This window comes from Rhodococcus sp. DN22 (assembly GCF_036669995.1).
GTDB lineage: Bacteria > Actinomycetota > Actinomycetes > Mycobacteriales > Mycobacteriaceae > Rhodococcus_F > Rhodococcus_F erythropolis.
Genome location: NZ_CP133326.1, coordinates 3,735,211 through 3,758,743, shown reverse-complemented (window position 1 = coordinate 3,758,743; position 23,533 = coordinate 3,735,211). Strand labels below are relative to the sequence as shown.

The 23,533-nt window shown below is 63.6% G+C and carries 19 protein-coding genes; all 19 read left to right on the top strand.

Features of this window, described 5'->3' with window-relative positions:
* The first annotated feature begins 70 nt into the window (after window positions 1–70).
* The 19 genes from rsmH to ileS all read left to right on the top strand — a co-directional run bounded on the left by rsmH (window position 71) and on the right by ileS (window position 23,527).
* Window positions 71–1,084 carry a 16S rRNA (cytosine(1402)-N(4))-methyltransferase RsmH gene (gene rsmH, locus RA302_RS17035; protein ID WP_007730079.1) on the top strand — a complete coding sequence of 338 codons (1,014 nt, stop codon included), beginning with the start codon at window positions 71–73 and terminating at the stop codon, window positions 1,082–1,084.
* Window positions 1,081–1,725: a hypothetical protein gene (locus tag RA302_RS17030; protein ID WP_003941715.1), complete on the top strand. Its 645-nt coding sequence runs from the start codon at window positions 1,081–1,083 to the stop codon at window positions 1,723–1,725. Before rsmH ends, RA302_RS17030 begins: the two co-directional genes overlap by 4 nt.
* Complete coding sequence (locus tag RA302_RS17025) at window positions 1,722–3,596, top strand: penicillin-binding protein 2 (RefSeq protein WP_003941764.1); 1,875 nt, start codon at window positions 1,722–1,724, stop codon at window positions 3,594–3,596. The genes RA302_RS17030 and RA302_RS17025 overlap by 4 nt, the downstream gene beginning before the upstream one ends.
* Before the next feature lie 183 nt (window positions 3,597–3,779).
* Window positions 3,780–5,414, top strand: a complete 1,635-nt coding sequence (locus RA302_RS17020) for a UDP-N-acetylmuramoyl-L-alanyl-D-glutamate--2,6-diaminopimelate ligase (protein ID WP_042921840.1) — start codon at window positions 3,780–3,782, stop codon at window positions 5,412–5,414.
* The gene (gene murF, locus RA302_RS17015) at window positions 5,411–6,979 is read left to right on the top strand and encodes a UDP-N-acetylmuramoyl-tripeptide--D-alanyl-D-alanine ligase (protein WP_054827537.1); all 1,569 of its coding nucleotides are present in this window, start codon (window positions 5,411–5,413) and stop codon (window positions 6,977–6,979) included. Before RA302_RS17020 ends, murF begins: the two co-directional genes overlap by 4 nt.
* A complete protein-coding gene (gene mraY / locus RA302_RS17010) occupies window positions 6,976–8,058 on the top strand; it encodes a phospho-N-acetylmuramoyl-pentapeptide-transferase (RefSeq protein WP_003941699.1) in 1,083 nt (360 codons plus the stop codon). The genes murF and mraY overlap by 4 nt, the downstream gene beginning before the upstream one ends.
* A gap of 5 nt (window positions 8,059–8,063) precedes the next feature.
* Window positions 8,064–9,587 (top strand): UDP-N-acetylmuramoyl-L-alanine--D-glutamate ligase, encoded by a 1,524-nt coding sequence (gene murD, locus RA302_RS17005; RefSeq protein ID WP_030537034.1) that lies wholly within the window; start codon window positions 8,064–8,066, stop codon window positions 9,585–9,587.
* Window positions 9,584–11,062, top strand: coding sequence for a putative lipid II flippase FtsW (gene ftsW / locus RA302_RS17000; protein ID WP_338477327.1), 1,479 nt, complete (start codon window positions 9,584–9,586; stop codon window positions 11,060–11,062). The genes murD and ftsW overlap by 4 nt, the downstream gene beginning before the upstream one ends.
* Entirely contained in the window at window positions 11,059–12,228 is a 1,170-nt protein-coding gene (murG, locus tag RA302_RS16995; protein WP_338477326.1) for an undecaprenyldiphospho-muramoylpentapeptide beta-N-acetylglucosaminyltransferase, read from the top strand. The genes ftsW and murG overlap by 4 nt, the downstream gene beginning before the upstream one ends.
* Complete coding sequence (murC, locus tag RA302_RS16990; protein ID WP_030537033.1) at window positions 12,225–13,733, top strand: UDP-N-acetylmuramate--L-alanine ligase; 1,509 nt, start codon at window positions 12,225–12,227, stop codon at window positions 13,731–13,733. Before murG ends, murC begins: the two co-directional genes overlap by 4 nt.
* Window positions 13,730–14,536 carry an FtsQ-type POTRA domain-containing protein gene (locus RA302_RS16985; RefSeq protein WP_003941781.1) on the top strand — a complete coding sequence of 269 codons (807 nt, stop codon included), beginning with the start codon at window positions 13,730–13,732 and terminating at the stop codon, window positions 14,534–14,536. Before murC ends, RA302_RS16985 begins: the two co-directional genes overlap by 4 nt.
* 239 nt (window positions 14,537–14,775) lie before the next feature.
* The gene (ftsZ, locus tag RA302_RS16980; protein WP_003941788.1) at window positions 14,776–15,963 is read left to right on the top strand and encodes a cell division protein FtsZ; all 1,188 of its coding nucleotides are present in this window, start codon (window positions 14,776–14,778) and stop codon (window positions 15,961–15,963) included.
* A 108-nt stretch (window positions 15,964–16,071) separates the two neighbouring features.
* A complete protein-coding gene (gene pgeF / locus RA302_RS16975) occupies window positions 16,072–16,839 on the top strand; it encodes a peptidoglycan editing factor PgeF (protein WP_007733207.1) in 768 nt (255 codons plus the stop codon).
* A 6-nt stretch (window positions 16,840–16,845) separates the two neighbouring features.
* The gene (locus RA302_RS16970) at window positions 16,846–17,595 is read left to right on the top strand and encodes a YggS family pyridoxal phosphate-dependent enzyme (protein ID WP_007733204.1); all 750 of its coding nucleotides are present in this window, start codon (window positions 16,846–16,848) and stop codon (window positions 17,593–17,595) included.
* An 85-nt stretch (window positions 17,596–17,680) separates the two neighbouring features.
* Window positions 17,681–18,331 carry a cell division protein SepF gene (locus RA302_RS16965; protein ID WP_003941752.1) on the top strand — a complete coding sequence of 217 codons (651 nt, stop codon included), beginning with the start codon at window positions 17,681–17,683 and terminating at the stop codon, window positions 18,329–18,331.
* A gap of 189 nt (window positions 18,332–18,520) precedes the next feature.
* Window positions 18,521–18,799 carry a YggT family protein gene (locus RA302_RS16960; protein ID WP_003941780.1) on the top strand — a complete coding sequence of 93 codons (279 nt, stop codon included), beginning with the start codon at window positions 18,521–18,523 and terminating at the stop codon, window positions 18,797–18,799.
* 141 nt (window positions 18,800–18,940) lie between these two features.
* Window positions 18,941–19,768 carry a DivIVA domain-containing protein gene (locus RA302_RS16955; protein ID WP_003941722.1) on the top strand — a complete coding sequence of 276 codons (828 nt, stop codon included), beginning with the start codon at window positions 18,941–18,943 and terminating at the stop codon, window positions 19,766–19,768.
* A gap of 49 nt (window positions 19,769–19,817) precedes the next feature.
* On the top strand, window positions 19,818–20,132 hold the full coding sequence (locus RA302_RS16950; RefSeq protein ID WP_007733197.1) for a hypothetical protein: 315 nt from the start codon (window positions 19,818–19,820) through the stop codon (window positions 20,130–20,132).
* A 281-nt stretch (window positions 20,133–20,413) separates the two neighbouring features.
* Complete coding sequence (gene ileS / locus RA302_RS16945; protein ID WP_070160658.1) at window positions 20,414–23,527, top strand: isoleucine--tRNA ligase; 3,114 nt, start codon at window positions 20,414–20,416, stop codon at window positions 23,525–23,527.
* Window positions 23,528–23,533 lie beyond the last annotated feature (6 nt).

Sequence of the window (23,533 nt, the reverse complement as noted above, 5' to 3'; positions counted from 1 at the left end):
CGCCTTCTCGGAAAGTCAGCACCTTTTCGAAAAGTCATCGGAAATCATGAAAGTAGGAGCCGGAGCAATCATGGTGGATCACGAGGTGAACGAACCCTCGGATGCCGATGGCTTCGCGCACGTCCCTGTACTTCTTCACCGCGCCGACGATCTTCTCGGCCCTGCCATCACCGCCGTCGGTGACGGTGGAGCGGGCGCATACATGATCGATGCGACGTTGGGGCTCGGTGGCCACTCCGAATTCTTCCTGGGCAAGTACCCGGGCCTTCACCTCATCGGTCTCGATCGCGACACCAACGCACTCCGGATCGCTTCCGAGCGTCTGGCGCCATTCGCGGACCGAACGACGTTCGTGCACACCACGTACGACGGGATCGAGGACGCGCTCGAACAGGCAGGTCTGCCGTCGACGGAGTCGGTTCACGCGATCCTTTTCGATCTGGGTGTGTCGTCGATGCAGTTGGACGAAGCCGACCGAGGTTTTGCGTACTCGATCGACGCTCCTCTCGACATGCGGATGGATCAGACGGTCGGGCTGACCGCGGCAGAGGTCCTGAACACCTACAGTCACGGCGACCTTGCTCGCATTCTGAGCACGTACGGCGAAGAACGGTTCGCGGGAAAGATTGCGTCCGAGATCCTTCGGCAGCGTGAGCGTGAACCCTTCACCACCAGTGCAGCTCTGGTCGAATTGCTGTACCGAACAATCCCGGCAGCCACGCGGCGTACGGGGGGACACCCGGCCAAGCGCACCTTCCAAGCGCTGCGGATCGAAGTCAATGCCGAGTTGGATTCGCTTCGTGCAGCCGTTCCTGCCGGGCTCGACGCACTGGCAGTCGGTGGGCGAGTGGTGTTCATGTCCTACCAGTCGCTCGAGGATCGAGTTGTGAAGGCGGAGTTGGTTCCCCGCTCGAAGTCCACCAGTCCTGAAGGACTACCGGTCGAGTTGCCGGGTATGGGACCGGAGTTCCGCATTCTCACCCGTGGCGCAGAACGTGCGTCAGAGCAGGAAATCGAAGAGAACCCACGATCAGCTCCGGTGCGTTTGCGTGCCGCAGAACGCATTTCCAGGAGGCGGGCATGAGTCGTCAGGGCAAATCCGGTGCAGCGCAACGTGCATACGACAAGCGCACCGCACGGGCGGCAGGCCGGACCGGAACTGTCGCTGCTGCCGGCCCGTCTATCTCTCCTCGGGCGATGCTCAAGGGGAGAGTGCCGTTCGTGGCCTCCGTCATCGGACTTCTGTCCATCGGTCTCGCGGTGACTCTGCTGCTGACCACTCGCGCTGCCGAGGATTCGTACCAACTCAGTGATGCACGTGCATACAACCAGTCTTTGGTCGAGCAGAAAGCAGCGCTCGAACGTGACTTCCAGTCGCGTAACTCGGCTCCGGAGTTGGCAAATCAGGCAAGCGCTCTCGGCATGGTCCCCGCCAAGGACCCAGCACGACTGGTAGTTCATCCGGACGGTTCGGTCGAGGTCGTCGGAACGCCGACTCCCGCGACTGCCGGAGCTATGCCGCCGCTCGATGCGCCCACATCGGTGCCCGCACCGACTGCGACACCCCCGCGCACCACAACGCCGGTTGCTCCCGGAGCCACGCCGAGCGTTCCGAATAACACGCGAAACCTCGCGCAGAGTGAACAATTGGTTCCTGTGATCCCCACGACGACAGCACCCGCCACCACGACGGCGGTGCCTGCTCCGCCTGAGGAACGTCGGTGAGTCAGAACTCCCGTAACAACCCCGGTCGGCGTCCGCGCCGCTCGGCCACCGCCTCATTTCCGTTTCGTCAGCGAGTCGGTCGTATCACCATGTGTGGTGCGCTCGCCGTTGCGGCATTGCAGCTCTTGTGGATTCAGGGAATCGACGCGCCGAGTCTGGCTGCGGAATCTGCCAATCAACGAACCACGACCCAGGTCGATCCGGCTGTACGTGGCTCGATAACCGATCGCAACGGAAACCCCCTCGCCTTCACCATGGAAGCCAAGGCGCTGACTTTCCAGCCGGTGCGGGTACGCAAGGAACTCGAGGAAGCGCGCGCCAAGAGCATCGAGCAGGGAGCCGAGGGTGACAAGCAGGCGCCGGAAGTGAGCGATCGCCTCGCCGAGATCGCCGCCGGAATCCACGCCAAGCTCGGCGATACCGTTCCGGAAAAAGATCTGCTTCAGAAGATGAACAGCAACGAGACTTTCACGTACCTCGCGCGCAGTGTGGATCCGGCGGTTGCTGCCGAGATCTCGGACAAGTTCCGGGAGGTCGGCCTCGAGCGTCAGGACATCCGCGAGTACCCCGGTGGCTCTCTGGCCGCGAATCTCGTCGGCGCGACCGGCTGGGACGGGCACGGTTTGCTCGGTCTCGAAGATTCGATGGACTCCACGCTCGCCGGAACCGATGGATCCGAAACGTACGACCGCGGTTCCGACGGCGCTGTGATCCCCGGTAGCTGGCGTGACAAGCAACCGGCAGTCAACGGTTCGGGTGTCGAGCTGACCATCGATTCGGACCTCCAGTTCTACGTTCAGCAGCAGGTCCAGATCGCCAAGGACAAGTCGGGCGCAAAGAACGCTTCGGTTGTGGTCATGGACTCCAAGACGGGACAGGTGTTGGCCATGTCCAACGACAGCACCTTCAACCCCGCAATCGGCATTGACAAGAACGCGCCGACAGCCGAAATGGGCAATCCGTCGGTCAGTACGCCGTTCGAGCCCGGATCGGTGAACAAGATCGTCACCGCAGCAGCGGCCATCGAGGACGGTAAGACAACTCCGGACGAAGTTCTGCAGGTCCCGGGCAGCATCACGATGTCCGGTGCCACAGTCAAGGACGCGTGGGATCACGGTGTGGCCCCGTACACCTCTACCGGTGTGTTCGGAAAGTCCTCGAACGTCGGCACCTTGATGCTCGCTCAGCGAGTGGGCGAGGATCGCTACGCAGACATGCTGAACAGGTTCGGCCTCGGACAACGCACCGACGTCGGACTTCCCGGCGAGAGCGCGGGCAGCGTTCCGAGTCGCGACCAGTGGTCGGGCGGAACCTTCGCGAACCTGCCGATCGGGCAGGGTCTCTCGATGACAACCCTGCAGATGACCGGGATGTACCAGGCCATTGCCAACGACGGCGTGCGAATTCCTCCGCGGATCGTGAAGTCGACTGTCGATTCTTCCGGCACGCGGACCGAGACGCCGCAGCCCGAGGGCGTCGAGGTGGTCAGCGCCCAGACAGCGGCGACCGTTCGGGACATGTTCCGGTCGGTCACTCAGGAAGACACCGGCAACCAACGAGGAACCGGTGTTGCCGCGGGTGTGGAGGGATACCAGGTCAGTGGAAAGACCGGGACCGCGCAGCAGGTGGATCCCGCGTGCAAGTGCTACTCCAACTCCAACTACTGGATCACCTTCGCGGGAATCGCGCCTGCGGACAATCCTCGATTCGTGATCGGAATCATGCTCGACGCACCGGTTCGCGGCGTGGACGGCGGCGGCGGTCAGTCGGCGGCACCGTTGTTCCACAACATCGCGTCGTGGATGCTCCAGCGTGACAGTGTCCCGATGTCGCCGGACCCCGGTCGCAAGTTGGTGTTGCAGGCGGACTGATTGCGGTGTGTCGGTTTCGACACGGTCTTCGGGTGAATCCCGGACACGGTAATCTCAAACGTCGCAGTAACCTCATTCATCGCAGTGCGCCGAACTTTGCTTGCGTTGCGACCGCCATAGACAACGACCGCCATAGACAACGACCGCGATAGAACAACGACAATTGCCAGGAGTCGAGTGACAGTGCCGAATCGTTTGCAATCGTCGAACTCGGACGGCGCTCCCGGGACGCGTCCGACACAACCGGTTGCTACCGCGATCACGGCGCTCTCCGAACTGTCCGGGGCTCGCCTCGAATGGGTGGGGCAACCGGGATCACAGTCCTCGGAGGTCGTCGTCAAGGGCGTCGACCTGCGTGCGCAGGGAATCGTGACCGATGACCTCTTCGCCGCTCTGCCCGGTGCACGGACCCATGGCGCTCAGTTCGCCGTCGACGCTCTGGGGCGCGGTGCGACCGCGATCTTGACCGACGAGGCCGGCCTCGAACTGATCGAGGCCGCGGACAAGGCGCCTGACCGGTCCGTCCCAGTTCTCGTTCATCCGAACCCGCGGGATGTGCTCGGTGAGATCTCCGCGGAAATCTACGGCCGGCCCTCGGAGAAGATGCAGGTCGTCGGCATTACCGGTACATCGGGCAAGACCACGACGTCGTACTTGCTCGAAGCTGCGATTGCCGGAGCCGGCCGCAAGCCCGGCCTGGTCGGGACCATCGAGACTCGAATCGACGGCCGCCGGGTGCCCAGCGCTCTGACCACGCCGGAAGCTCCGCAACTGCATGCTCTGTTCGCCGTGATGGCAGAGCAGGGGATCGATACCGTCGTCATGGAGGTCTCCAGTCACGCTCTCGCTCTCGGACGCGTCGACGGCATCCGCTTCGACATCGGCGCGTTCACCAATCTTTCGCAGGACCACCTGGATTTCCATCGGGACTTCGAGGAGTACTTCCAGGCCAAGGCTCGGTTGTTCGATCCTGAGTCGACGGTGCGAGCCGAGCATGCCGTCGTCTGCGTCGACGACGTGTGGGGTCGACGGATGGCCGAGTTGGCCGCGACCGACGAGAGCGACGCGGTGACCACGGTCTCGACCTCGACGGCCGAGGCCGAGTGGACGGTCGGCGCAGTCGAGGTTGCAGAGGACGGCTCGCAGACCTTCGAGTTGGTCGGGCCGGACGGACAGTCGTGGCCAGTCTCACTTCGTCTCCCCGGGCGATACAACGTGGCCAACGCTGCGCTGGCGTTGACCGTCAGTTTTGCTGCGGGCCTCGACCCGGACGCGGCTGTTCGAGCGCTCGGGACCGTGGACGTCCCGGGGCGAGTTCAGCGGATCGACCGGGGGCAGAGCTTTCTCGCCGTGGTCGACTACGCGCACAAACCGGCAGCGCTCGAAGCTGTGATCGCCACGCTGCGCAACCAGGTTCCCGGTCGCGTTGCCGTGGTGGTCGGCGCAGGCGGGGATCGCGACGCCGGCAAACGGGCACTGATGGGTGAAGCGGGTGCGCGTGGCGCAGACCTGCTGATCGTCACCGACGACAACCCACGCACCGAGGATCCGGCGAAGATTCGCGCTTCGGTGATGCAAGGCGCCATGGACGTGCCCGAATCCGAACGCGGCGAGGTTCGCGAAGTGGGGGACCGGGCCGCCGCGATCGAGCAAGCAGTCCGGTGGGCACAGCCAGGAGATGTCGTCCTGGTGGCAGGCAAAGGCCACGAAGTAGGTCAAGAAATCGACGGGGTCAAACACCCGTTCGACGACCGCGAGGTGTTGGGCGAAATGATCGGCCGATTCGCGATCAACACAGCACATGGAGGCAAGCAATGATCCCGATGACGCTCTCTCGGATCGCCGAGATCGTCGGAGGAACCCTGCACGACGTCGACGATTCGTCGACGCAGGTGACTGGAACCGTCGAATTCGATTCGCGCAAAGTAGCTCCAGGTGGGCTCTTCCTCGCCCTACCCGGAGCGCGTGTCGACGGTCATGATCACGCGGAAGCGGCGGTGGCAGCGGGCGCTGTGGCGGTGCTCGCGGCGCGGCCGGTCGGAGTTCCGGCAATCGTCGTTCCATCGGTGCCGAACGACGGTCCCAGTGCAGTGATGCTGCTCGAACACGACACCGACGGGTCCGGAGCCGCGGTCCTGCATGCCCTCGGCCTTCTGGCCCGAGCAGTCGTCGACGAACTGGCAACTGATGGCACACCGGCCGATGGTGGACTGACGCTGGTCGGTGTCACTGGTTCTGCCGGCAAGACCTCGACCAAGGATCTGATAGCAGCGCTGCTGCGCGAGTGCGGCGAGGTGGTTGCGCCCCCCGGGTCGTTCAACAACGAATTGGGTCTGCCGTGGACAGTGCTCCGCGCCGACGAGAAGACCCGCTTCCTCGTTCTCGAGATGTCGGCCCGTGGGGTCGGTCATGTCGGCGAACTGACGAAGATCGCGCCGCCGAAGATCGGCGTAGTTCTCAATGTGGGCACTGCCCATCTCGGTGAGTTCGGTTCGCGTGAAGCGATCGCGGTCGCCAAAGGTGAACTGGTGGAAGCACTCCCGTCGGCAGCCGACGGTGGAGTTGCGGTCCTCAACGCCGACGACCGCATGGTCGCCGCAATGGCGAGTCGAACCAAGGCCCGGATCGTATTCGTCGGCCAGTCGGAAGACTGCGACGTTCGGGCGACCGACGTGGTTGTCGACGACCAGGCCAGGGCTTCCTTCACACTGAACTGTTCACAGGGTTCTGCACGTATTCGCCTGGCCGTTCACGGCGAACACCACGTGAGCAACGCCCTGGCCGCGGCGGCCGTCGCACTCGAGAACGGCCTCGCGGTTACAGACATCGCACGTGTCCTCGAGGGCACGAAGGCAGCGTCCGCGAGGCGGATGGAAGTCACCGAGCGCGCCGACGGCGTCACCGTCGTCAACGACAGTTACAACGCCAATCCCGATTCCATGCGCGCTGCGCTCAAAGCGTTGGTGTCCATGGCGCGATCGGATCGGCACTTCGGTCGCCGTAGCTGGGCTGTGCTCGGAGAGATGGGTGAGCTCGGACCGGAATCAGTTGTCGAGCACGACGCGATCGGTCGCCTGGCCGTCAGACTCGATGTCAGCAAGTTGATCGTCGTCGGGACGGGCCGCACCTCGCGTGCAATGCATCAAGGAGCAGTGATGGAGGGGTCGTGGGGTGACGAGTCCGTCGTCGTGCCCGACGCAGCTGCGGCAATCGCCATTCTCGAAGCGGAACTCGAACCGGGCGATCTCGTCCTGGTGAAGGCGTCCAAGTCGGTGGAACTGTGGACGGTCGCCGAAGCGATACTGGCTGCAACGCCCAACACCGACAGCGAGAACACCGACAGCGAGAACACCGATGGCGAGAACGGCGGGGATTCGCAGTGATCCAGATTCTTCTCGCCGCAGGCATCGCGCTGGCGGTCTCCATCATGCTCACGCCGATCCTGATCAAGGCGTTCTCGAAACAAGGTTTCGGGCAGGAGATCCGAACCGAAGGTCCAGCCAGTCACCAGGCCAAGCGCGGCACTCCCACGATGGGCGGCGTCGCGATCCTGACCGGAATCTGGGCCGGCTATCTCGGCTCACACCTCATCGGTCTCGGCATGGACAACGCGGAGGGACCGTCGGCGTCCGGCCTACTCGTTCTCGGTCTGACCACCGCGCTCGGTGGAGTCGGTTTCCTCGACGACTTCATCAAGATCCGCAAGCAGCGCAATCTGGGACTGAACAAGACAGCGAAGCTGGTCGGCCAGTTCGTCGCTGCCATTGCCTTCGGAATTTTGGCCCTTCAGTTCCGCGGTGACGACGGGCTGACTCCGGGCAGTGTTCATCTGTCGTACGTCCGCGACATCGCCACCGTCTCACTCGGTTCCGTGGTCTTCATCGCCTTCTGCTACCTACTGGTCAGCGCCTGGTCCAATGCCGTCAACCTGACCGACGGCCTCGACGGATTGGCCGCCGGAGCGATGAGTTTCGTTCTCGGCGCCTACGTCATCATCACGTTCTGGCAGTTCCGCTACTCGTGCGAGACGAATCCCGGTAAGGGTTGCTACGACGTCCGAGACCCGCTCGACCTCGCGGTGCTCTGCGCGGCCGGCGCCGGCGCGTGCATCGGTTTCCTCTGGTGGAATGCCGCACCCGCCAAGATCTTCATGGGCGACACCGGTTCTCTTGCCCTCGGCGGCATGCTCGCCGGATTGTCGATCACCACCAGCACGGAACTGTTGATGGTGGTCATCGGTGCACTGTTCGTCGCGGAGGCCGCGTCGGTGGTGATCCAGGTAGCGGTGTTCCGGTCCAGCCGACGGCGGGTCTTCCGAATGGCGCCGTTCCATCACCACTTCGAACTCGCCGGGTGGGCTGAAACCACGGTCATCATCAGATTCTGGTTGCTGGCGGCTATTGCGTCGGCTATCGGATTGGCACTCTTCTACAGCGAATACCTCGCAGCGCTCGGAGGCTGAAAACCATGACCAGCTCAGCGGATTCCGAGAACGACCTGTCCTGGCTCCGCGGTACGCGAGTGCTGGTCGCCGGTGGGCGGGTGTCCGGTCAAGCGACCATCGAACCTCTCGTCGCCCTCGGTGCTGTCGTGACGGTTGCCGATTCGACCTTGGACTTCGCGGAGCGCTGCGCGGAGCTCGGCGCGGGCATGGTGACCACCACCTCGATCGAGGATGCTCCGGATTCGATCACCGAGTACGGGCTCGTAGTCACCAGTCCCGGCTTTCGGCCGGATGCACCGATCCTTGCAGCCGCCGCCGGTCACGGGATTCCCATCTGGGGAGACGTCGAGTTCTCCTGGCGCGTCGACCACAGCGGGCACTTCGGCACACCCCGTAAATGGCTCGTCGTGACGGGGACGAACGGAAAGACCACGACGACGTCGATGCTGGCCTCGATTCTCGACGCCGCCGGAGTTGTCGGCCGAGCCTGCGGAAACATCGGGCTGCCGATACTCGACGCACTCGCCGAGACGTCGCCGCGCGTGGAGTACCTCGCTGTCGAACTGTCGTCCTTCCAATTGCACTGGGCGCCTTCGGTGCGTCCGGATGCCGGCGTGGTCCTCAACGTCGCCGAGGATCACCTCGACTGGCACGGCGGAATGAGCGCGTACGCCGAGGCCAAGTCGCGGGCGCTGAGCGGAAAGGTCGCGGTGGTCGGCCTCGATGACGCGATCGCTTCCGAACTGGGAACTCGCGCAACTGCAGACATTGTCACCGGGTTCAGATTGGGTGAACCGGGCGAAGGAGAACTGGGTGTCGAAGCGGGACACCTCGTGGACAACGCATTCGGCGATCACGTCCGCTTGGCCGAAGCAGCGTCGATAGATCCCGCCGGCCCGGCAGGCGTCATGGACGCGCTGGCCGCCGCCGCGTTGGCGCGGGCACTCGGATTCGAGGCAGACGTCGTCGAACGCGGTCTGGCCGCACACAAGGTCGGCCCACACCGAGGGGCGCTGGTCGGCCGTGTCGGGTCCGTTGTGTACATCGACGACTCCAAGGCCACCAATCCGCACGCAGCCCGACCGTCGATACTCGCGCACGATCGCGTCGTCTGGGTTGCAGGCGGTCTGCTCAAGGGAGCCAGCGTCGACCAATTGGTGAGCGAAGTCGGCCCTCGACTCTCCGGCGCTGTCCTTCTCGGGCGTGACGCTGGTGTGATCGAGGACGCGCTCGCGCGACACGCGCCCGATGTTCCCGTGGTGCACGTGATGTCGGGGGACGATGCAGTGGTGAGCGAAAACAGCAGCAACTCGACTCTCACCATCCGGCTGCCGTCGGGTGCCGACGCGGATGCCGTCATGGCCGCAGTGGTAGTCGAAGCTGCCGAGTTGGCGTCCCCCGGTGATGCAGTTGTACTCGCCCCGGCCGCCGCGTCCTTGGACATGTTCGCCAGCTACGGACATCGTGGTGACAGCTTCGCCGCCGCCGTCGCCGCATTACCCGATCCGTTCACGGATTCGCCTGGCCAAGCCGGGAACTTGCTATGACCAAGGGTCCCAAGACCCGAATCGGTGCCTGGTTGGCGCGGCCGTTGGCGTCGTTCCACCTGGTGGTGACGATTGCCACGATGTTGACTGTCTTGGGGCTCGTGATGGTTCTGTCGGCGTCGAGCGTCGAGCAGTACGTGTCCGGTGGCTCGGCGTATTCGTTGTTCACCCAGCAGTTGATCTTCGCGATTCTCGGAGCTGTGCTCTTCTACGTCGCGCTGCGGATCCCGGCGAGAGTGCTCCGGCAGTATTCGTTTCCGCTGTTCGTCGTCGTGCTGATCATGCTGGTACTCGTCCTGATTCCGGGAATCGGCACAGAAGCGCAGGGCGCGCGTCGCTGGTTCAACGTCGGCGGGTTCTCGGTGCAGCCCTCGGAAATCATGAAGGTCGCGTTGGCGATCTGGGGCGCCCATCTGTTGGCTTCGCGGCGGCCGGACGACCGATCCGTGAAGTCGATCCTGATTCCGCTCGTGCCCGCAGCAATGCTGGTCTTCGCGCTGGTCGTCGCGCAACCGAACCTCAGTACGACCATCGCATTGGGAATCATCGTCGGGGCCCTGCTGTGGTTCGGTGGGCTGCCACTGAAGCTCTTCGGCTCGATCGCGGTGACGGGCGTCGTCGTGGCGGGCGTGCTGGCGATGACGGCCGGTTATCGTTCCGATCGAGTTCAAGCCTTCTTCAACAAGAGCGACGACCTGCAGGGCAACAACTATCAGGCCAAGCAGGCTTTGTATTCGCTCGCCGACGGGGGCCTTTTCGGACGCGGACTCGGTCAGAGCGTCGCCAAGTGGAACTACCTACCCAACGCGCACAACGACTTCATCTTCGCGATCATCGGCGAAGAGTTGGGATTTGTCGGCTGCGCAGTGGTGATCGGTTTGTTCGCTGTATTCGTCTACACGGGATTGCGGATCGCAGCCCGCAGCATCGATCCGTTCTGGCGGCTCCTGTCGGCCACTGCAACTACCTGGATCGTCGGCCAGGCAATGATCAACATCGGTTACGTCATCGGACTGCTGCCGGTGACCGGACTCCAGTTGCCCTTGGTCTCCGCCGGCGGTTCGTCCTTGGCGATCACATTGTTCATGTTCGGTGTCATCGCCAATGCAGCGCGCCACGAGCCCGAAGCAGTTGCCGCTCTGAACTCCGGGCAGGACGGCAAGATCTCGAAGTTGCTCAGACTGCCGAAGCCCGTGCTGTACCACCCGCCGTCAGGGGGCCGGCCGATCCGTCGACAGAAGCCCGCACGGCAGATCGAACCGGCACGCGGACGCGACGGCCGGCGCGCGATCGAGATGGGCGATCGACGCAAGCGGGCAGATCAAGGTGCTCGCCCTTCCTCGGATTCCAACCGAGGTGCGGCCGCTGGGTCACGGAAGCGCACCGCGGGAGGGCAGAATGGTCAGCGTCGGCAGGCGCCGACACGTAGGGCACAAGATCCACGAGAAGTTCGAGAGCGAGGAATTCGTAGGTGAGCGGCAACAAATCGGCTCTGTCGGTAGTGGTGGCAGGGGGAGGCACGGCTGGTCACATCGAACCCGCACTTGCTGTCGCGGACGCGGTCAAGGCCGCTGCGCCCGACACCAGAATCACTGCGCTCGGGACGGCGCGTGGTCTCGAAACCACCTTGGTGCCGGCTCGCGGGTACACGCTCGAGCTCATTCCCCCGGTTCCGCTTCCTCGTAAGCCCGCGATGGATCTCGTCAAACTGCCGACACGCATCCTCGCCTCGGTGCGCAAGACCCGTGAGGTACTCGATTCCGTCGACGCCGACGTGATCGTCGGTTTCGGTGGTTACGTCGCGCTTCCGGCGTATCTTGCCGCACGTGGCGGTGTTCTTCGGCGCCGCCGCAAGATTCCGATCGTCATCCACGAGGCGAACGCCAGTGCCGGCATCGCGAACAAGATCGGTGCTCGCCTGGCGACGCGGGTGCTTGCCGCGGTTCCGGGGTCAGGTGTGAAGAACCGCGGCGATCAGGACGCCGAGATCGTCGGCATCCCGGTTCGCGCGTCGATCGCCAATTTCGATCGAGCGGGACTCCGCTCGCAAGCTCGCGAGTACTTCGGACTACCTCAGGACGGTCCCGTTCTGCTCGTCTTCGGCGGATCGCAAGGCGCGAAGTCGCTCAACGACGCGGTGTCCGGAGCAGCGGAAGAACTGGCGAAGGCCGGGATCTCGGTCCTTCACGCACACGGACCCAAGAACTCTCTCGAAGTCACGCAGTACTCGGAGACGGCACCGTATGTGGCTGTTCCCTATCTTTCGCGGATGGATCTCGCGTATGCCGCAGCCGACGCGACTATCTGTCGTTCGGGCGCGATGACGGTCGCCGAGGTCTCGGCGGTCGGGCTTCCGGCCGTCTACGTTCCGTTGCCGCACGGCAATGGTGAGCAGGAACTCAACGCGAAACCCGTTGTCGCAGCGGGCGGTGCGATCATCGTCTCCGACAACGAGCTCACGCCGACGTTCGTCGCCGGTACCGTCGTCCCGATGCTGAGCGACAGCGCGCGCCTCGACAAGATGAGCAGTGGTGCTGCCAACGTCGGGCACCGCACCGCGGCAACCGAGATCGCACGGATCGTGCTCGACATCGCGGCAAAGGAAAACGCCGTCCAGGAAAACGCAAGGGGAAACCGATGACCGCGCTGCCCGCCCACCTCGAGCGAGTACACATGGTCGGAATCGGCGGTGCCGGTATGTCCGGCATCGCGCGAATTCTGCTTTCCCGCGGGGGCCTTGTCTCGGGTTCGGACGCAAAGGAGAGCCGAGGAGTCCTGGCGCTTCGTGCACGCGGGGCGCAGGTCCGGATCGGCCACGACGCCGATGCTCTCGACCTGCTGCCGGGTGGTCCGACCGTCGTCGTCACGACGCACGCGGCTATCCCGAAGGACAACCCGGAACTCGTCGAGGCCGCTCGCCGCGGAATCCCGGTGATTCTTCGGCCGGCTGTCCTTGCATCACTGATGCAGGGCAATCGCACGTTCCTGGTTTCGGGTACACACGGCAAGACGTCGACGACCTCGATGCTCGTGGTCGCCCTGCAGCACTGTGGTTTCGACCCTTCGTTTGCCGTTGGCGGCGAACTCAACGAAGCGGGAACGAATGCCCATCACGGCAGCGGTGACGTCTTTGTCGCCGAGGCGGACGAGAGCGACGGGTCGCTGCTCCAGTACGACCCCAACGTGATCGTCGTGACCAACATCGAGGCCGATCACCTCGACTATTTCGGCAGCGTCGAAGCGTATGTGAAGGTGTTCGACGATTTTGTCGACAAGTTGCGTCCGGGTGGGCTCTTGATTGCTTGCCTCGACGACCCGGGATCGGCGGATCTCGCGAAGCGAATCGTGGCCTCGGGCCGTTCGGACATCCGGGTACTCGGTTACGGATCGGCAGACGCGCAGGAGGTGGAGGCGGGCACCGCCTTCGAGCCTGTCGACGGTGTCGAGGTCGGAGTCCGACTACTGGGCTTCCATGCGCACGACGTCGGGGGAGTCCTGCAGTTCCACCTGGCGGGCGAGAGCGCCGCGCGAACCGTGCGGATGGCAGTGCCGGGTCGTCACATGGCGCTCAACGCACTTGCGGCTCTACTGGCTGCCCGTGACGCCGGCGCCGAGACGGAGGAGATCGTCGAGGGGCTCGCCGGATTCGGTGGCGTACACCGCCGGTTCCAGTTCACCGGCCGCGAGCGTGGTGTCCGGGTGTTCGACGACTACGCCCACCATCCGACCGAAGTTCGTGCGGTTCTCGGCGCGGCGGCGGATCTGGTTCGACCGGAGGACGATTCGTCGTCGACCAATTCGGCAGCCGGACGCGTGATCGTGGTCTTCCAACCTCATCTCTATTCACGCACCGCCGCGTTTGCCGAGGAGTTCGCGCAGGCGCTGGACTTGGCCGACGAGGTTGTCGTTCTCGATGTCTACGGCGCTCGCGAAGAGCCGATGCCGGGCGTCAGTGGTGCGCTGGTCGCTCAGTCGGTCACGAAACCTGTTCACTATCAACCGGATCTGTCACAGGCGCCGAAGCAGGTGGCGGCGTTGGCTCACCCCGGCGACATCGTCATCACGATGGGTGCCGGTGACGTGACCATGCTCGGCAAACAGATCCTCGATGCTTTGCGTTCGGCGCCGCATCCCGCGCCGCGATGACACCCGACGCACGAAGTCGGCGCGGGCGTCGAGATCCTCGAGCCAGACAAGCCACCAGTACGCGTCGGCGCAGTACTCGCACCGAATCGCGATACTCGACGCGGTCGACGGAGCCGGCTCCCGAACCCACACCGACTCGTAAGTGGTTCAAGCGACCGCTGATCGTGGCACCGCTGGCAATCGTGCTCGTGGTGGGAATTGCGTTGACGGCTTGGTTGTCTCCGGTGCTCTCGGTCCGGGGCACCGAAGTTCTCGGTGCGACGACCGTCAGTGAGGAACAGATCCTTTCGCTCCTGGCCGTACCGACCGGTCAGCCGTTGATGCGGGTAGACACCGGCGCCGCCGCCGCACGTGTGGCGACGATTCCGAAGGTGGCCTCGGCTCGTGTGCAGCGGATGTATCCGTCGACTATCCGCGTCACCGTCACCGAACGGGTACCGGTCGTCTTCGTCGACTCACCTGAGGGTGCACACCTGCTGGACGAGAAGGGCGTCGACTTCGAGATGGGCGTCCCGCCGCCCGGGGTTCCGCGTCTGGTGACACCGACGCCCGGGTGGAACGACGAGCCGACGCTTGCCGCGCTCGAGGTGTTGTCGGTGTTGCCGCCGGATCTGAGATTTCAGGTGGGAGAGGTTGCCGCTCGGTCGATTTCGAGTGTCACGCTGACTCTGCTCGACGGTCGGGTCGTAAACTGGGGCGGTGTCGAGCACTCGGATCGTAAGGCTGCTGTGACGCTTCCGCTGTTGACCCAACCGGGGCAGACGTACGACGTGTCCAGTCCTGATCTGCCGACGGTCCGATAGCGCACGGTGCAGCCGTGCGTCAGTGCGCAGCAAATACTTCGGTGTGTCTCGGCGCGCCTAATGGCGGAACGCGACGACGGTGCATAGCGTTTCGTTTCAGATCGAATACTTGACATAAATCTAACCCTGTGGTTGAGGTTTAGGGTTGTTCACGAAAAGCATGAAGCTACAAAAACAGCAGTAACAAAGACAGCAGCACTGACAAGCAGCGTGAAACACGACACGGAAGGCGAGAGCCGATGACGCCCCCGCACAACTACCTCGCCGTAATCAAGGTCGTCGGCATCGGCGGCGGCGGCGTGAACGCAGTCAACCGCATGATCGAACAGGGACTCAAGGGAGTCGAGTTCATCGCGGTCAACACGGACGCGCAAGCCCTTCTGATGAGTGACGCCGACGTCAAGCTCGACGTCGGTCGTGAATTGACCCGTGGCCTCGGCGCCGGTGCCGACCCGGAAGTGGGTCGCAAGGCAGCCGAAGATCACAAGGACGAGATCGAAGAGGTCATCAAGGGCGCCGACATGGTGTTCGTGACGGCAGGCGAGGGTGGTGGCACCGGAACCGGTGGTGCCCCTGTCGTGGCAAGCATCGCCCGGAAGCTGGGCGCACTCACCGTCGGTGTCGTGACGCGACCGTTCTCTTTCGAGGGCAAGCGTCGTGGGGGACAGGCGGATACCGGAATCCAGGCGCTCCGCGAGTCCTGCGACACGCTGATCGTCATTCCCAACGATCGCCTGCTCCAGCTGGGTGACGCGGCCGTCAGCCTGATGGACGCGTTCCGCAGCGCGGACGAGGTTCTCCTCAACGGCGTCCAGGGCATCACCGACCTCATCACCACTCCGGGTCTGATCAACGTCGACTTCGCGGACGTCAAGGGTGTCATGTCCGGTGCCGGTAGTGCGTTGATGGGAATCGGTTCCTCGCGGGGTGAGGGACGCGCGATCAAGGCGGCGGAATCCGCGATCAATTCCCCGCTCCTCGAAGCTTCGATGGAAGGCGCCCGCGGCGTGCTCCTGTCGATCGCCGGCGGTAGCGATCTGGGTCTGTTCGAGATCAACGAGGCGGCTTCGCTGGTGCAGGAAGCTGCCCACATCGACGCCAACATCATCTTCGGAACGGTCATCGACGATTCACTCGGTGACGAGGTTCGTGTGACGGTCATCGCTGCGGGATTCGACGGAGGAGCTCCGGCTCGTCGTCCCGTGGAGTCGACCGCGCAGGGACGTGGAGCTATCGGCGCCGGGCGCGCGGGTGAGGTCGGCCGGTCGCCGGTGGCCGCCGAACCTGCTGGCGAGCAGCCGATTTCCGCAGCGCGCGAGACCACCGGTTCGGGCAGCTTGCCTCCGATCGGTGGCCCCCGCCATGCGCCGGTCCAGGAAGACGAGGGCGACGACGACGTCGACGTGCCGGTCTTCATGCGTCGCTGACGTAGGGCTACAAACAGTTTCGAGAACAGGGTGCCCGGAATTTCTGGGTACCCTGTTCTTGACTGGATGTCCGGTCACGTCTGAGCCGGACGACAACTTTCGACGTTTGTGAGCACACTTATCTTGAGTACCGAGAAGTCGACCACCCGCACCCGCATTCGCCGCGTCGTGACCAGCCGAGCCGGTGGTGTTTCCGCGTCACCGTACGAGTCGTTCAATCTGGGCGATCACGTCGGAGACGATCCGGCAGCCGTCGATGCGAATCGCCGACGTCTGGCACGCGAAATAGGCGTCGAGCCTGACCATCTCGTGTGGATGGAACAAATCCATTCGCGCAACGTCACTGTCGTGACGGAACCGACCGACGAAGTGATTCCGGTGACGGATGCTCTGGTCACCACTGTTCCCGGCCTGGCGCTCGCCACCCTCAGTGCAGATTGTGTTCCCGTTCTGCTCTCCGACGAGGAGGCCGGTGTGATCGCGGCCGTTCATGCCGGACGGATCGGTGCCCGCATCGGTATCGTCCCGCGCGTCCTCGCGGAGATGGTGCGTCAGGGCGCGGACGTTTCGCGTATCGGCGCCTTCCTCGGTCCGGCTGCGAGCGGACGCCAGTACGAGGTTCCCGCTGCGATGCGCGCGGACGTGGAAAAGCACTTGCCGGGCAGTGCAACTCGCACCGAGAAGGGCACGCCGGGGCTCGATCTGCGTGCGGGACTGCGTAAGCAGTTGCTCGCCGCGGGTGTGTCCGGTGTCGCCGAGGACCCGCGGTGCACGATCGAGGATCGCGCGTTGTTCAGTCATCGCCGAGAATCTCTGACCGGGCGTCAAGCTGCAGTGATCTGGATGGAAGCGCCCGCAGCGCAGGAAACCGTCTAGGCAGAAATGCGCGAGACGGAAATGCGGCTGACAGAAATATCGACGGCACTCGACTCGGTGAGGGCGCGATTGGCGGCCGCCTGCCTTGCCGCCGGTCGCGAGGTTTCCGACGTAGCACTGCTGCCGGTGACCAAATTCTTTCCGGCGTCCGACGCTCGAATTCTGTACGAACTGGGTTGCCGTGAATTCGGTGAGTCTCGTGAGCAGGAAGCAGTGGAGAAGGTCGCGGACTTCGACGGCGCTGCACAGACGGGCGCGATCGATGATCCGGTTCGCTGGCACATGATCGGACAGTTGCAGCGCAACAAAGCTCGGTCGGTAGCGAAGTGGGCCTATGCAATTCACTCGGTGGACAGTGCGCGACTGGTCGATGCACTCGATCGGGCTGCGCTGAGTGCTTTGTCGGACGGTGAGCGCACGGAGCCGCTCCGGGCGCTCATCCAGGTAAGTCTCGACGGAGACCCCGCGCGTGGCGGAGTTCCGACGGGCGAGCTAACGCCTCTCGCCGAGCGGATCGAATCAGCCGAAGGTCTCGAATTCGCGGGACTGATGGCCGTCCCGCCGCTTGGATCAGATCCGGACGAGCAGTTCGAAATCCTCCGCAGGGCACATCTTTTGATCCTCGAATCGCATCCCCGGGCAACCGAACTCTCGGCCGGTATGACCGGCGATCTGGAGGCTGCAGTGCGCCACGGATCAACCTGCGTGCGTGTCGGAACCGCACTGCTCGGCTCACGACCAGTAATCTCGAGGTGATCGCTCAGGTGATCGCCCAACCCGTCCACACCGCTGCGACCGGTCGCAGTCGGATTGATTCCGCCGCGCCAAGGAAGGTCGATCAATGAGCAACCTGCATAAGTTCAAGGCTTACTTCGGCATGGTTCCCCTCGATGACTACGAGGACGAATACGTGGAGGAGCCCGATCAGGCTCGCCGCGCACCCCGTCGTAGTCACGACGGCTATGCCGAGCGCGACGACCGCGAGTTCGTCGAACCTGCCTTCTCGAAGGCGAGCTATGCGCCCAGTCGTCGTGACGAAGAGGACGCGGAGTTCGATCGCTACGACTCCCGGCCCCGCGTCGACACCGTTCCCAGCCGCAGCAGCCGCCCGGCGATGGCGCCGCGCCCGGCAAGCCGTGGCAACCTCGCGGTCGACGCGCGCGCAGAGCGACCCGAAGCGCGACGTGCGCCGGTTGTCGACGACGGCGGCCCGCTCGCCAAGATCACGACACTGCGTCCGCAGAGCTACGCAGAGGCCCGCACCATCGGTGAGCGGTTCCGGGACGGCACTCCCGTCATCATGGATCTGGTCGACATGAGCAACGCCGACGCGAAGCGTCTGGTCGATTTCGCGGCCGGCCTGGCATTCGCATTGCGTGGTTCTTTCGACAAGGTAGCCACCAAAGTGTTTCTTCTCTCACCGGCCGACATCGACGTTTCCGCCGAGGAGCGCCGTCGGATCGCCGAGACGGGTTTCTACAGCCAGAAATGATGGTCTCGACCGCAGTCCGGCCTCTGAGCAGGGGTGACGTGAGCACATTCGAGCGGCGGCCCGTCTCGGCGGACGCCGCATTCGGACCCATCGCCGGCCGTTACAAGACGGACTCGATGCGGACCGGTTCCGGAATTGCTGCGGTGTGTCTGTTTTGGACACACCGCAGAAGTCAGGCAGAGTGAGGGTGTGGACGCGCTTCTCTCTGTGATCTATCTGGTGCTGGTTGTCTTCTGGCTGTTGCTGATCGGCAGAGTGATCGTCGAGTTCGTTCGTTCGTTTGCCAGAGATTGGCGACCGACCGGATTGGTCGCAGTCATTCTCGAAACCATTTTTACGATCACCGATCCTCCGGTGAAACTGCTCCGCAGGTTGATCCCCCCGATCAACCTCGGTGGAGTTCGCTTGGATCTATCCATCATGGTCTTGCTTTTCATCGTCATCATCCTGATGTCGGTTGTTCGCTGAGCGCAGTCCGAGTGAGTGGTGTGCCAGAATGGATGCCATAACTCATCCAGTGGTTCGCCACTACGTAGTTCGCCACTACGTAGACTGTGTTGCAACTGAATGCTTGCTAGACCGCCAAATGACGCGTGAAGGGATCCTTCCATGCCGCAACTGACTCCAGCTGACGTGCACAACGTTGCGTTCAGCAAGCCGCCTATCGGCAAGCGTGGCTACAACGAGGACGAGGTCGACGCATTCCTCGACCTCGTCGAGCAGGCGCTGTCGCAGCTCATCGAAGAGAATGCGGACCTGCGCCAGCGCGTAGGTGAGCTGGATCAGGAGCTCGCGGCTGCCAAGAAGTCGCCGGCACCTGCTCAGCAGGCAGCACCCGTCGCAGCGCAGCCCAAGCCGGAGCCCGCTCGGGTCGTCGAACCGCCCAAGCCTGCACCTGTTGCAGCGCCGGTTCCCGCCGCCGCTGCCGTTGCAGCGCCGCAGAGTGGCGACACCCACATGCAGGCCGCAAAGGTCCTCGGACTGGCTCAGGAGATGGCGGATCGCCTCACCAACGATGCCAAGACCGAGTCCGAGCAGCTGCTCGGCAGTGCCCGCACCAACTCCGAGCAGCTCATGAGCGAGGCTCGCAGCAAGGCTGACGGCATGATCGCGGATGCGCGCAACAAGTCGGAGGCAATGCTCACCGACGCTCAGACTCGCTCCGAGACCCAGCTTCGCCAGGCTCAGGAGAAGGCAGACGCTCTCAAGGCGGACGCCGAGAAGAAGCACACCGAAATCATGGCGACCATCAACCAGCAGCGTTCGGTCCTCGAGGGCCGTATCGAGCAGCTCAAGACGTTCGAACGCGAGTACCGGGTGCGCCTGAAGTCCTACCTGGAATCGCAGCTCGAAGAGCTCGAACAGCGCGGCTCGGCCGTTCCGGTCGACGGTGGACAGGATTCCTACAGCCCGTCCTTCGCCAAGGGAAACAGCTGACCGAGAGCGCCCCGTCGGCTCAGCTATCGGACCGGACAAAGGTTGATACGTGCTGGTCGTGACGTTGGTTCTCGCGGGAGTTGGTTTCGCTCTCCTGATCGTCGCCCTGACCACAGGGTCGCTGATCTGGGCGTGGGCATGTATCGCGATTTGTGTAGCAGGTGCCGTCCTCCTGCTGGTCAGTGCGCTGACCAGCAGGAAGGCGGTTCCTTCGTTGGATGACCCGGCATCGGGCAGCGGAATGTCGTCGCCTTACGGTCGAGTCGAGAGTTCCTCGAATTCGTCGATCGACGATGCAGCCACCGCCAACGATGACAATCAGAGAAATCATGGCGAGTCGCCGGGTGGCCCCGACAAGTCCTAGGGCGAGTTCCGACAAGGTCCAGGACGAGTATTAGACTGTCCAACACGAATACCAGGCTGTGATCCGGCAATCACCGGGGAGCTTTCGGAAGAACGGTTCTTGTCGCTTCAGGCGCCCAGAACTCAGTAGAACCGAACGGGTGAGCCCGTCACAGCTCGATCGAGTGGCACCTCGGGATCCAAGCGCGGATCTACGGGGTGCAAACGGGGTGGTACCGCGGTGTCGGCGCACAAGCGCCACGTCGTCCCCGTGCCGAGTCCGACTGGCACGAGGAGATCGCCATGGCGAGTAACGGGTATCCCAGAGTCGACTACGGTGTCCCCGCCGACACCGGAGTCAAGTTCCCCGAACTGGAACAGAAAGTCCTGAAACAGTGGGACGACGACGACACCTTCCGTGCGTCGGTTTCCAATCGGGACGGCAGCGAAGAGTTCGTTTTCTACGACGGACCGCCTTTCGCAAACGGCTTGCCGCATTACGGTCACCTGCTGACGGGGTACGTCAAGGACCTGGTGCCGCGCTTCCAGACCATGCGTGGACGCAAGGTCGAGCGACGCTTCGGCTGGGACTGCCATGGCCTGCCCGCAGAACTCGAAGCGGAGAAGCAACTCGGCATCAAGGACAAGGCCGAGATCGAAGTCATGGGTCTGGCCAAGTTCAACGAGTACTGCAAGGCCTCGGTGCTCAAGTACACCGACGAGTGGCGCGACTACGTCACCCGCCAGGCACGTTGGGTCGACTTCGACAACGACTACAAGACCCTGGACGTCGACTTCATGGAGTCCGTCATGTGGGCCTTCAAGGAGCTGCACGACAAGGGCCTGATCTATCAGGGCTTCCGCGTGCTGCCCTACAGCTGGTACGAGCAGACTCCGCTGTCCAATCAGGAGACTCGTCTCGACGACGCGTACAAGATGCGTCAGGATCCTGCAGTCACGGTCGACATGCCGCTGGTCGCTCCGGGTTCACCATTGGACGGCGCAAACGCGATCATCTGGACCACGACTCCGTGGACACTGCCGTCCAACTTGGCCACTGCGGTTCATCCCGAGGTCGACTACGTCCAGGTGCTCGGCGAGGACGGAAAGCGGTACGTGCTCGCGGAAGCACGGGTAGCTCATTACGCACGTGAGCTGGGGGAGGACCCCGAGGTCGTTTCCCGCCACAAGGGCGCCGAGTTGGTCGGACTGTCGTACACACCGCCGTTCGACTTCTTCCTCGGACATCCGAACGCGCACGTCGTGCTTTCGGCCGACTACGTGACAACCGATTCCGGAACCGGAATCGTCCACCTCGCACCGGCTTTCGGTGAGGAGGATATGGATGTCGCCACGGCCAACGGTATCGAGGTCGTGCAGCCGCTCGATGCGGGTGGAAAGTTCACCTCGATGGTTCCGCCGTACGAGGGCTTGATGGTCTTCGACGCCAACCCGGTCATCATCAAGGACCTCAAGGCCGCTGGAAAGCTGCTGCGGCACGAGACGATCGAGCACTCGTACCCGCACAGTTGGCGCAGTGGGCAGCCGCTCATCTACATGGCGGTTCCCTCGTGGTTCGTCGCGGTCACCAAGTTCCGCGATCGCATGGTCGAGCTGAACAAGGACATCACGTGGGTGCCCGAGCACATCCGTGACGGCCAGTTCGGCAAGTGGCTCGAAGGTGCACGCGACTGGAACATCAGCCGAAACCGCTACTGGGGCAGCCCGATCCCGGTGTGGGTGTCGGACGATCCGCAGTACCCGCGTACGGACGTCTACGGATCGCTCGATCAGTTGGAGGCAGACTTCGGTGTGCGTCCGACCGATCTGCATCGCCCGATGATCGACGACCTGGTCCGCCCGAACCCCGACGACCCGACCGGGAAGTCGATGATGCGCCGCGTTCCCGAGGTGCTCGACTGCTGGTTCGAATCCGGTTCGATGCCGTACGCGCAGGTGCACTACCCATTCGAGAACCGTGAATGGTTCGAGGGTCATTTCCCGGGCGATTTCATCGTCGAGTACAACGGGCAGACTCGCGGCTGGTTCTACACGCTGCACGTGCTGGCCACCGCACTCTTCGATCGTCCGGCCTTCAAAACCGTTGCTGCGCACGGCATCGTGCTCGGCGACGACGGACTCAAGATGAGCAAGTCCAAGGGCAACTACCCGGACGTGAAGGAGGTGTTCAACCGCGACGGCAGCGATGCGATGCGATGGTTCCTGATGTCTTCGCCGATCTTGCGCGGCGGAAACCTCATCGTGACCGAGCAGGGCATCCGCGAAGGTGTGCGTCAGGCATTGCTCCCGCTGTGGAACGCCTGGAGCTTCCTGCAGTTGTACGCCCCGGAATCCGGTGTGTGGCGTACCGATTCGGAGAATATCCTCGATCAGTACATCCTGGCCAAGCTCGCTACCACCCGCGACGTGATCACCGAGGCCCTCGAGGTCAACGACATCGCCGGTGCGTGCGACGAGCTTCGGTTGTTCTGTGACGCACTCACCAACTGGTATGTGCGACGGTCTCGTTCGCGGTTCTGGGACGAGGATCGCGACGCGATCGACACCCTGCACACCGTGCTCGAGGTCGTGACGCGTCTCGCTGCGCCGCTGTTGCCGTTGGTGTCCGAGGTGATCTGGCGCGGGCTGACCGGGGAGCGCTCGGTTCACCTGGCTGATTGGCCCGAGGCGTCGGAGCTCCCCGCGAACCCCGACCTGGTAGCGGCGATGGACGACGTCCGGACCGTGTGCTCCACGGTGCTGAGCCTGCGCAAGGCGCAGAATCTGCGTGTTCGTCTTCCGCTGCCCGAGGTCACGGTTGCGGCGCCGGATGCCGAGCGTCTGCGTCCGTTCCTCGGACTGATCGCCGACGAGGTCAACGTCAAGAAGGTCGATCTGACCGATGACGTCGACGTGCACGGGCGCTTCGAGATCGCGGTCAATGCGCGTGCTGCAGGACCGCGTCTGGGCAAGTCCGTTCAGACTGTCATCAAGGCGGTCAAGGCGGGCGACTGGACCGAGAACGCGGACGGCGTCGTGGTTGCGGCGGGCATCGAACTGCTGCCCGAGGAGTACACGCAGAAACTGGTTGCGGCCGAGCCGGATTCGACGGCTGCTCTGCCGGACGGTGCGGGACTGGTCGTACTCGATTCCGCTGTGACGGAGGAACTCGAAGCCGAGGGATGGGCTAAGGACCGTATCCGTCAGTTGCAGGATGCGCGCCGTGCTGCCGGTTTCGACGTCTCGGACCGGATCAACGTCGTGCTCGAGGTTCCGCAGGACTGCAAGGAGTGGGCGGAGCGTCATCGCGAATTGATCGCCGGTGAGGTTCTGGCCACCTCCTTCTCTGTGGGTGAAGCGGGAGACGACGCCGTCGATCTCGGTGACGGTATCCGCGCCGCGATCACGAAGGTCTAATACCGC

What these genes read in the sequence shown, in the direction of transcription:
- rsmH (WP_007730079.1), top strand. Translation starts at nt 71, where the DNA reads ATGGTGGATCACGAGGTGAACGAACCCTCGGATGCCGATGGCTTCGCG.
- RA302_RS17030 (WP_003941715.1), top strand. Translation starts at nt 1,081, where the DNA reads ATGAGTCGTCAGGGCAAATCCGGTGCAGCGCAACGTGCATACGACAAG.
- murF (WP_054827537.1), top strand. Translation starts at nt 5,411, where the DNA reads ATGATCCCGATGACGCTCTCTCGGATCGCCGAGATCGTCGGAGGAACC.
- murD (WP_030537034.1), top strand. Translation starts at nt 8,064, where the DNA reads ATGACCAGCTCAGCGGATTCCGAGAACGACCTGTCCTGGCTCCGCGGT.
- ftsW (WP_338477327.1), top strand. Translation starts at nt 9,584, where the DNA reads ATGACCAAGGGTCCCAAGACCCGAATCGGTGCCTGGTTGGCGCGGCCG.
- murC (WP_030537033.1), top strand. Translation starts at nt 12,225, where the DNA reads ATGACCGCGCTGCCCGCCCACCTCGAGCGAGTACACATGGTCGGAATC.
- RA302_RS16985 (WP_003941781.1), top strand. Translation starts at nt 13,730, where the DNA reads ATGACACCCGACGCACGAAGTCGGCGCGGGCGTCGAGATCCTCGAGCC.
- ftsZ (WP_003941788.1), top strand. Translation starts at nt 14,776, where the DNA reads ATGACGCCCCCGCACAACTACCTCGCCGTAATCAAGGTCGTCGGCATC.
- RA302_RS16970 (WP_007733204.1), top strand. Translation starts at nt 16,846, where the DNA reads ATGCGCGAGACGGAAATGCGGCTGACAGAAATATCGACGGCACTCGAC.
- RA302_RS16965 (WP_003941752.1), top strand. Translation starts at nt 17,681, where the DNA reads ATGAGCAACCTGCATAAGTTCAAGGCTTACTTCGGCATGGTTCCCCTC.
- RA302_RS16955 (WP_003941722.1), top strand. Translation starts at nt 18,941, where the DNA reads ATGCCGCAACTGACTCCAGCTGACGTGCACAACGTTGCGTTCAGCAAG.
- ileS (WP_070160658.1), top strand. Translation starts at nt 20,414, where the DNA reads ATGGCGAGTAACGGGTATCCCAGAGTCGACTACGGTGTCCCCGCCGAC.